The sequence below is a fragment of the Pseudoalteromonas sp. HF66 genome, assembly GCF_011806445.1.
Classification (GTDB): domain Bacteria; phylum Pseudomonadota; class Gammaproteobacteria; order Enterobacterales; family Alteromonadaceae; genus Pseudoalteromonas; species Pseudoalteromonas apostichopi.
The window spans coordinates 36,008-45,602 of record NZ_JAATOU010000010.1; the positions used below are offsets into that span (position 1 = coordinate 36,008).

Sequence of the window (9,595 nt, forward strand, 5' to 3'; positions counted from 1 at the left end):
TAGCTTAAAAATGTTCACGATCCATGGACATAATCTGCATTATATATAGAATAGCGTTTAAAACTAGTACTAAAGTATCTTTTTTAAGGGTTTGTTGGTGCCTCATTTAAATATTACAGGACTAAACGGAGCTTTCTCTGAGCTAAAGCGAGGCGCAAACTATGCTTTACTTGCCCCGCTAGATAATCAGCTATTAGAGTTAACAAGGCATCTTTTAACCAATCATAAAGACTCGGTTTTTTTGCTTTCTGAACAAGTCGAATTATTTTTCGAAGGAGAGGGAAGCGAGTTATTATTTACCCTGTTCGAACAAAAGGTGCTTCACCCATTCCATTTACATCATAATGAGAATGTATCAAAAAGTTTGCATTTTTCCCGTGGTGTTATTAACGAAATAAAACAGTATGAGCAACTGAAAAACAGTACGGTTATCGTGCATGTCGATTCAGAACATTTAGTCTCTTTGAACGAACAGCAGCTTGGTGAAAAACTCAAGCTCTATGTTGCTTTGTCACAATCAAAAAATGTCACTTTAGTGTTTTTAATGTCAGGTGCTTATGTCAGTGAATTGAGACGTCAGTTATTAGCCTTAAACCGTTTCTTTGATGGCCTTATTTATATAACTCAAGAGGCATCAATTCGCACTCTTGAGTATGATTATTGGTGTCATAAAGAAGGAGTTATCGCTGGGCGTTCGGTTAATTTACAGCTTCATGATGGTCAACTTGCATTAGTTGAGGTAGAGCAAGAGGCTGATGATAAGTCGCAAGCAACGGAGCAAGACTTTGATGAAGACGAGGTATGGCTAACTCAGAGTGCTGTACCTGAGGGTACAAAGCTACCCGTGTTTTATAAAATAATTGATGATAATGATGCTCTTTTTTCTAAAGGGCTTACCAAAAAATCAGCGACGTTAGTTTTTGCAGTTACCCGATATACTGATTTAAAAGCGTTAGCCAAAGATTGTTTCTCTCTTCGAAAGAAATGTGGTCGCCGACTGAAATTAGTAATTCAAAATGTTGATGGCATAATTCGTCATCAGGACGAGTGCTTATTTTTAACTTTAGGGGTTAACCTTATTTTATATAGTTATTCTGAGCCTTCGCGTTTGCTATCACAAATTCAGTCAATTCAAGGATTTCAATTTTCAAGACCACTCCCTAAATCAATTGATGATGTTCTGAAATACAGTGAAAATACCTTAGCAAAAGGCTATCTACCAATCACCAAGTTTGCACAGCAGGTTACCAAACATAGCGATTCTGCGGCAAATCTTGGTGTAAGTGGGGTGCTTGTTATGCTAGAGCTTTTACCTCGCATTGATGCTATACACCCATTGCATTTATTTCATGTGAAACGTGAAGGAGATATTTTTAGTTTTGCAGATGGCACGATTTATCTATATCTGCATGCTTGTCGAGAGCATGATGTAGAAAGTGCGATTAAGCATTTATTTAAATTACAGGTGAGTGACTTTTTTATGTCTAAAAATGTCATCGCCGATCATTTTTATATTCAGCAAGAATGTCGCCGTATACAACGTAATTTTGCAAATGTTGAAATAACTGATTTTACTCAACAATTACAAGAAAATGTGAGTTATATTTTTGATGCAAAAGGTTCAGATATAGCGACTTTAAATACAGAGACACCGGAATTCAAAAAAGTGATTCGACCAATATCCGAGCCAGTAAAAGTGACCTTAAAAGGTGATCTATCATGAGCTTAAATCAGTTTTTTATCACTTTTATTGTTGCAATGCTTATCGGTATTTTATTGAGTAATATAGGTAAGGCATTGTTTAATAAAGCCGTAGTGCTCTACCGAAAACTAACATTTAGGCATGTATTATTAACCCCTTATACGCCAAAACGACACAAGAAGGATAACAAGTGAGGCTTTCAGGATTAGGTGTTTGGAATTTATACTTTTTAGTTAAGTTTGTTCTGTATAGCCGAGGTGACATTTCTTTTGATTTAATTGCAAACTTAGCATTTTTTGCTTTTCTAGCTATCTCTTTTCAACATATATGGTTGTCTCGTTTTAAACACGCTGTGAGTGTGGTGGTAGGTGCGGCCTTGTTATATTACGATTCGTGGTTGCCCCCGATTTCTAGGCTCACCAAGCAAGCTGGCAATGTACAAGACTTTAGCATCGGCTACTTTTTTGAGATCACAGCGCGCGTTGTTAGCCTCGATATGATTTTTGCGCTCTTTGCTTTAGTGGTTTTTTATTGGTTTACTGTGAAGTGGTTGCGTTACACCAGTATTTCAATAATTGGCTTTATGTATGCGTTTTGGTTAGGTGGGGCTGTTACGAGTGATGAGGTTACAACTCAAGTTGCAAGCAATAACCAAACTACAAAAAAACAAGTACCCGTTTTAGTTTCTGATACAGCAAAACAAAAGACACCAGATCAACAGTTACAAGACTTTTACCAGCAACAGAATTTACTACAAAGCCAGTTTCCAGATGTATTTAATGGTCAACCATTTGATGTTGTTGTGCTTAATATATGCTCTTTAGCGACGGCCGATTTAAAAGCGATAGGTGTTGAGCCACGTAACTTATTTGCTGATTTTGATATCTTGTTTAGCCAATTTAATTCAGCAACGTCGTACAGTGGTCCTGCGGCAATTCGTTTGTTACGAGCAAGTTGTGGGCAAACAAGTCAAGAGCAACTATTTAAACCTGTTGACGAGCAATGTCAGTTATTCACTAATCTTGCAAAACTTGGTTATAAGACTAGCGTTGCTCTTAACCACGATGGTCACTTTGATGACTTTATTGGTTTGATCAGACAATACGGTGGTGTCTCTGTGCCGAAACTGGATTTTAGTCAATTTAGTGCTGCGCAATATGGGTTTGATGGCAAACCCATTTATTCTGATGCGGATATACTCACTAACTGGTTGAATAAACAAGGTACAAGTCAGCAGCCTAGGGCTCTTTATTACAACACCATTAGCTTACACGATGGTAATCAACTTGCTGGTCGTGAACGTATGAATAGCTTTGAAAGCTATCCGCTTAGACAACAGCGCTTATTTAATGATATCGATAAGTTTATAACTGAGTTAGAAGCACAAGGTCGAAATGTAATGCTGGTGGTTGTACCAGAGCATGGGGCTGCCTTACAGGGTGATAAACTACAATTCTCTGGTTTGCGCGAAATTCCGAGCCCTTCAATTGTTTCAGTGCCAACTGCGGTTAAATTCATCGGCCCTGATATAAAGCATGGGGGGCTGAATGTCGTCGATGAAACAATGAGTTATTTTTCACTGTCAGAGTTAATCAACAATACGATGAAGCTTGACTTGTTCACAGGGACGGTACCAATTAACCGAGTGCTTGATAATTTACCAACTTCAGCCAAGGTCGCAGAGAATGAAGATACGGTCATGATGTACATAAAAGGGCAGCCCTACATTCAATTAGATGGAGGGGAATGGACCAGGTACCCGACTAATTAAGTTATTTGTCCTAAATTGTTTACAATAGACTACCCAGTTGCAGGGAGTTAGCGTATCATTCTCATACTATAGGTTCCCGTTTTTTGAGGATGTAATGCGTTTAGATATCCACTGTGCTGACCGAATTGGTATCGCACAAGAGATTCTCAATATCTTGGTGAGTTACCAAGTTGATTTAAAAGGCATCGAAGTAGATTCGGTTAATTGTCGAATGTATGTCAGCTTTCCGCCTATTGAATTTGAACAATTCCAAAAAATTATGCCATCTATCCGCTTGATAGATGGTGTGAAAGACGTTCGTACGACTGCATTCTTACCTTCTGAGCGAGAGCATAATGAGTTAAATACATTACTGCGTGCATTACCTGATGGTGTTATATCTATTGACGCTAAAGGCTGGGTGCGTTTATGTAATGATGCCGCGTGTCGCGACTTGCAATTATCTGAGAGCGAAGTTATTGGCGCTAATATAAATAACTTGCTTAAAGGCTTTAACTTTACTCGCTGGTTAGAAGGTAAAGAAGTACTTGGCCAAACAACACGTGTCGAAGTAGCTGGCGAAGACTTTATTGCTGATATTCTGCCAATTTCAGTACCACAAGGTGCAGAAGGGGATGTGTTAGCTGGTGCAGTTATCAATATCAAATCACAAAGTAGACTAGGTCAGCAAGTAAGTGCGTTTCGCCGTTATGGCCAAGAAAGCTTTGCAACTATACATAATTTTAGTACTGCAATGCGTCGTGTTGTTCGTGAAGCACGCAAAATGGCACAGCTTGAAGCGCCGATCCTCATTACTGGTGAAACAGGCACAGGTAAAGAGTTACTCGCCCGTGCTTGCCACTACGCATCAAACCGTTCAGTAAAACCATTTATCGCTTTATCATGTGCTTCTTTGCCAGATGATGTCGCTGAGTCAGAATTATTTGGTTATGCAGGCTATGAAGAGAATGCAGCACCTAAACGTGGTGTGCTAGAGCAAGCTGATGGTGGTACAGTGTTTTTAGATGAAGTCGGTGAAATGTCGACTCAGCTGCAAACTAAGTTACTACGTTTTTTACAAGACGGTACCTTCCGTAAGGTCGGTGATGAAAACGAAGTTAAAGTTAATGTGAGGATTATTGCAGCAACACAAAAAGACTTACCTGCAATGGTCCAAGAAGGAACATTTCGAGAAGATCTTTACTATCGAATTAACGTGTTAACCCTTGAAATTGCGCCATTACGTGATAGAAAAGCAGATATTGGCCCTTTGGCTGAGCATTTTATTCAAAAGTATGCCCAGCAAAATGGTCATTCTGTGCCTGTAATGTCTGAAGATTGTTTACGTTTTTTACAAGATTACCCATGGCCAGGTAACGTGCGCCAATTAGAAAATGCGATTTATCGTGCTGTGTCGTTGTTAGATGATAATGAATTGCGCATTGAGCATCTGCAGTTACCAACGTTTACCCATGATTTAGGTTATCTAGAGTCTGACTTTGAAGGAACCTTAGACCAAGCGGTAAAACGCTTTGAAGCGACTTTACTTCGCAAGCTTTACCCTGCTTATCCAAGCTCTCGTCAGCTTGCAAAGCGGTTAGGTTTAAGTCATACAGCAGTAGCAAATAAGCTTCGAGATTATGGGATTAATCGTAAGACTGTAAAGGTTTAATGATACTAACTTAATTTATTAAATAAAAAAGGCTTGGGTGAAAACTCAAGCCTTTTTCTTTGTTGTTCAATATCATACCAATCCGCAATAATACTTAACCATTTTGAGGTATTATAGCTGTCGCTACCTGCGTTAAAAATTTCTGATTTAGAACTACTAAATAACAAATTTTTTGAAATCAACGAGGTTTTATTGCCTAAAAATAGACCAATTAATTAAGCGAATGGTATTACTGTTTGGTACCCATATCTTTGGTGACACCATCAATGGCGATATTCTTAATACCATCATTGTCGAATTTAATAACAATACTGATGTTATTGCGAGAAAAAAAGTAATCTCGGTTATCCAAGCTAATAACATAATCGCCTTTTACAGTATCGCTAAATTTGCGCTTTTCGAGTTTTAGGGTGTGATCGGCAATTTGCCAAGTGAATCCCTCAATAAAGCCATTATTAAACTCCTGCACCCATACTTGTTCCTCGTCTTTGCTAAGTGTAATTGCCACTGAATATGACTCTGGCAGAGACATGTCATAGCTTTTATCACCAATCGAGAATTTTTCAGCATCTTGTTGCCACGCAAAGCCAAAATTAAAGGCCTTTTCTACACCCGTTGGGTATTTTAAAGTACCTTCACCAGGAAAGTTAAAGTCAGCAAATGCTGAAGTGGTGAATAAACTCGCACTAAATAAAGTTACCAAACTAAAAAATTTCATTAGGTTATTCTTTTTTTATACTAATATATGCACAGATTAGAGCAGAATATTCGCCTTAGCAATATGCTGTGATACACTTTGTGCATCATCAACTGGTTAGACCTTTGCCGTGAACCTCTATTTTCGACTAATACTACTGTTTTTTAAAATTAAACGTAATCGTGATTATCAACAACTGTTAGACACAATTGATATTGAATTCAAAGCGTTACCAACGGATTGCGATATTAATTTCCATCTGACTAATTCTCGTTATTTAGCGATGATGGATCTTGCCCGTACCTGGATGACTGAGCGAGTAGGTTTATTAAAGCACATTATGAAACGCCGTTGGTTTCCAATCGTTAACGCAACTGCAATTACCTATATTCGCGATATTAAACCAATGCAAAGGTACACGGTTAGTACACGTTTGGTTGGCTGGGATCATAAATACTTTTATATTGAGCAAAAGTTTCACTCTGATCGTGGCCTGCACGCGATTGCTTATGTGCGCGGTGTTTTTAAACGCAAAAAAGGCGTTGTAAGTGTCGAAGAGATGCTTGAGGTTGCTGGTTTTAATGGTGTAGCACCTATTCTGCCTGCAGAAGTAATGCACTGGAAAGAAATGTTAGAACAAAAGAAACTCACAAATAAGTGATGCCAAAGGTCAGTAAAAAAATGCCAGCTAAGCTGGCATTTTATGGCTTTAAACACAGTTTACTCTGCTGCGCAAACTGCTTCACTAACAAACGTTAAGTCGTTTACGTGTGCTGGGCCATCCATTACGAATGTCGCTTCAGCGGTGTTTTGATCTAAGGTGTAGATTTTTGCATTTTCGCCGCTTTCTCTACCTGAGATATAAATTGTCCCGTTATCAGCAATTGCAAGGCCTGATGCCCAGTTTATACCGTGCTCACCGATTAGTGTTAACTCTAGGCTACCTTCATCTAGAGTATATAGCGCCTTTCCTGTTAACACGTAAAGTACGTTGTAGTCACTTGAGTATGCGATGTCGCCGTCTGCAAATGTGTCACCTTCATACGAAAGCTTACCTAATACTGTTTTCTCACCTGTAGTTAGATCAAAGTCATACAAATACGTTTTGCTTGTCGCACGTAAAAACAGGCCATCTGCAGTTACCGTTGAGCGGTAAATAGGGAATGATGTCGCATCTACAACTTCAGCTTGTGTGTTAGTGGCTAAATTTAGGCTATAGATTTTTGATGCTTTGCTATTCTTATCAAGTTGCTCCATGAAATACAGCATACCGTCTTTGTTGGCAATATTTGATGCTGTATTGTTAAGGCCTGCAACAACAGTTACAGCGCTTGATTCTGGGTTAAAGTGGTATACATAGCCTTCAGTCTCAGAGCCAAAGTTATTAATACCATATAAACCTGTTGCAACAGCACATGGTTCAGCAACTTCAGTGACTACTACGTTATCGATGAATGCACCTACTGAATCAGATGTACCAGTACCTGCAAAGCTTAATACCGAGCTTGTGCTATCAGCTTCAACGATGAAGCTATATTTTGTCCAGCCTTTACTTGAGCTATTAACAACAGCTAAAGAGCTACCATTCCAAAAAACTTCAGCTTTATTTGTTGTTTCATTACCTTCCTTACGGGCAGAATAGTAAAAGGTTAACTCGTACTGTTTGCCTGGTTGTGTAGTAATATTTTGAGAAATACTGTAATTGGCTGTTGAGTCAAGCTCTAGATATTGGTTACCTTCTTGTGCAGTCACGATCCCTAGTTTATTTGTTTGAATTTCGAATTTAGCATGAGTACTTCTTGTCCAGCCAGGAATCTCGTTAAATAACTGCCATTGACCATTGTGTTCGGTCACTGTATCTGTGTTTTCGAATGATCCGTTTTCTACTAAATTTGTGCCAGCCATTGCAATACCCGATACAATAGTTAGAGGTAAAACAGCTAGTTTAGTAACAAAGTTTTTCATGAATTTCTCCATTATTTTTTAATATTAAAATTTTAATGTTATTAATTTAAATATCAAATATTTATATTTTGTATTTTTTATTTTAATTGTTTTTTGTGTTTAAGTGTTTGAATCTTAATGTTGTTTTTTGGGGTGGGAAATTTCTTATTTTACTTTCCTGTTTTTTTATGATTTTTTGTCTGATATTTTTTTATTGCTTTAAGGTTTTTTATTGATATTTTGTTTTTATTTTTTTGAGGGCGTTAGGTGAGTGTTTCGTGTTGAAGTTTTTATAGTTATAAATGCCAGTATTTAACTGGCATTTATAATATTAAAAGTTTACTGTGTTGAGCAAGTTGACCCACTAATAAATGTTAGATCATTTAGATTAGCTGGACCTCGCATTATATATGTTGCTTCAGCAGTGTTTTGATCTAGCGTATAAAGCTTCGCGCTTTGACCACTCTTTCTTCCAGTAACATAGATCGTACCATCATCGGCAACTGCAAGGCCTGATGCCCAGTTAACTCCATGCTCACCTACTAACGTAAGTTCTAAAGTATCTTGATCAACTGTGTATAGTGCTTGTTCAGTTAATGCATAAAGTACGTTATTGTCACTTGAGTATGCAATATCACCACCTATGAACTCTTCACCTTCGTAGCTTAGTTTTCCTAGAACTGTCTTTTCACCAGTTTCAAGGTTGAAGTCATACATGTAGGTTTTGCTTGTTGCACGTAAGTTAAGACCATCAGGAGAAACTGTAGAACGAATAATAGTATAAGAGTTAGTATCTGCGACTTCGCTTTGCGTATTTGATGCTAAATCTAGACTGTAAATTTTTGAGTCTCTAGTCTCACTATCTAGCTTTTCCATAAAGTATAGCTTACCGTCCATACCTGCTATGTTTGCAGCTGTATTAGTAACACCAGCAACTTTTGTTACAGCTGATGTTTCAGGGTCTAAGTGGTAAATATAGCCTTCTGAATCAGAACCATATTTATTAATTGCATACAAACCCGCTTGGACTGAGCAGTATTCTGTAGCTTCACTTACAGAAACATTATCGATGAAGCCACCCACACTACTTCTGCTACCAACGCCAGCTAATGTAATCTCTGAACTTGTGCCAGTTGCCTCTACAGTAAAGCTGTACTTAGTCCAACCTTTAAATTTAGCATTAACAACACCTAAGGATTCACCATTCCACAGCACTTCAACTGTACTCGCTGTATCATCACCAGACACACGTGCTGAGTAATAGAAGCTAATTTCATACATTTTACCAGCTGTTGTAGCTACGGCTTGAGACACGCTATATTGCTGCGTAGAGCCAAGTTCTAAATATTTTTGGCCTTCTTTCGCTTTGAGAATTCCTAGACTACTCGTTTGTATTTCAAAAGGTGCGTTTTCGCTGCGTGTCCAACCAGTGATTTCATTGAATAATTGCCATTGGCCATTATGATCAGTGACAACCTCGGCTTCGAATGATCCATTTTCGATCAAATTTGTGTTAGCCACGGCAAGTGCAGAGGTAATAGCAAGTGGTAATACAGCTAACTTATAAAATAAACTTTTCATATAACTATCCTTTGTATTAGATAAAATGTTTTATCAGTTATATTTTTATCTTTTATAAAGTTATTTTCAATTTAGGTACGCTGTTTTATTTTGTTTTATTTTTAATTTGCACATAATATATTGATGAGGCTGGTTATTTTTGTTTGTAGGAAATTTCTTATTTTTGTTTTTGTTTTATTTGTGTTTTCTTTTTTGAATTTATTTTTATTATTTTTCATTATTATTTTTATTTTTATTGATAATAAAGTT

Annotated in this window: 7 protein-coding genes; 4 read left to right on the forward strand and 3 right to left on the reverse strand. The window is 37.6% G+C overall.

Going from position 1 to position 9,595, the window contains the following annotated elements; all coding sequences use genetic code 11:
- Positions 1-97 precede the first annotated feature (97 nt).
- From bcsE to tyrR, 3 genes are all read left to right on the forward strand, one after another.
- Positions 98-1,723, forward strand: a complete 1,626-nt coding sequence (bcsE, locus tag HCZ11_RS11495; protein WP_167658466.1) for a cellulose biosynthesis protein BcsE — start codon at positions 98-100, stop codon at positions 1,721-1,723.
- A gap of 169 nt (positions 1,724-1,892) precedes the next feature.
- Complete coding sequence (gene bcsG / locus HCZ11_RS11500; RefSeq protein ID WP_167658467.1) at positions 1,893-3,473, forward strand: cellulose biosynthesis protein BcsG; 1,581 nt, start codon at positions 1,893-1,895, stop codon at positions 3,471-3,473.
- Positions 3,474-3,567: 94 nt separating this feature from the next.
- The gene (tyrR, locus tag HCZ11_RS11505; RefSeq protein ID WP_130051939.1) at positions 3,568-5,124 is read left to right on the forward strand and encodes a transcriptional regulator TyrR; all 1,557 of its coding nucleotides are present in this window, start codon (positions 3,568-3,570) and stop codon (positions 5,122-5,124) included.
- Positions 5,125-5,353: 229 nt separating this feature from the next.
- On the opposite strand, the gene HCZ11_RS11510 is transcribed toward tyrR, so the two are convergent.
- Positions 5,354-5,842, reverse strand: a complete 489-nt coding sequence (locus HCZ11_RS11510) for a hypothetical protein (protein ID WP_167658468.1) — start codon at positions 5,840-5,842, stop codon at positions 5,354-5,356.
- Positions 5,843-5,951: 109 nt separating this feature from the next.
- Here HCZ11_RS11510 and HCZ11_RS11515 point away from each other — a divergent pair, with 109 nt between their 5' ends.
- Positions 5,952-6,482, forward strand: coding sequence for a thioesterase family protein (locus HCZ11_RS11515; protein WP_130051937.1), 531 nt, complete (start codon positions 5,952-5,954; stop codon positions 6,480-6,482).
- A 59-nt stretch (positions 6,483-6,541) separates the two neighbouring features.
- Here HCZ11_RS11515 and HCZ11_RS11520 read toward each other — a convergent pair whose 3' ends face one another.
- Together HCZ11_RS11520 and HCZ11_RS11525 are read right to left on the reverse strand one after the other, a co-directional pair.
- Positions 6,542-7,786: a DUF642 domain-containing protein gene (locus tag HCZ11_RS11520; protein ID WP_167658469.1), complete on the reverse strand. Its 1,245-nt coding sequence runs from the start codon at positions 7,784-7,786 to the stop codon at positions 6,542-6,544.
- Between the two features lie 318 nt (positions 7,787-8,104).
- Entirely contained in the window at positions 8,105-9,346 is a 1,242-nt protein-coding gene (locus HCZ11_RS11525; protein WP_130051935.1) for a DUF642 domain-containing protein, read from the reverse strand.
- Positions 9,347-9,595 lie beyond the last annotated feature (249 nt).

Excerpts from the sequence above, each read along its gene's own strand:
- HCZ11_RS11520 (WP_167658469.1), bottom strand. The coding sequence starts at position 7,786 with ATGAAAAACTTTGTTACTAAACTAGCTGTTTTACCTCTAACTATTGTA.
- HCZ11_RS11525 (WP_130051935.1), bottom strand. The coding sequence starts at position 9,346 with ATGAAAAGTTTATTTTATAAGTTAGCTGTATTACCACTTGCTATTACC.
- HCZ11_RS11510 (WP_167658468.1), bottom strand. The coding sequence starts at position 5,842 with ATGAAATTTTTTAGTTTGGTAACTTTATTTAGTGCGAGTTTATTCACC.
- tyrR (WP_130051939.1), top strand. The coding sequence starts at position 3,568 with ATGCGTTTAGATATCCACTGTGCTGACCGAATTGGTATCGCACAAGAG.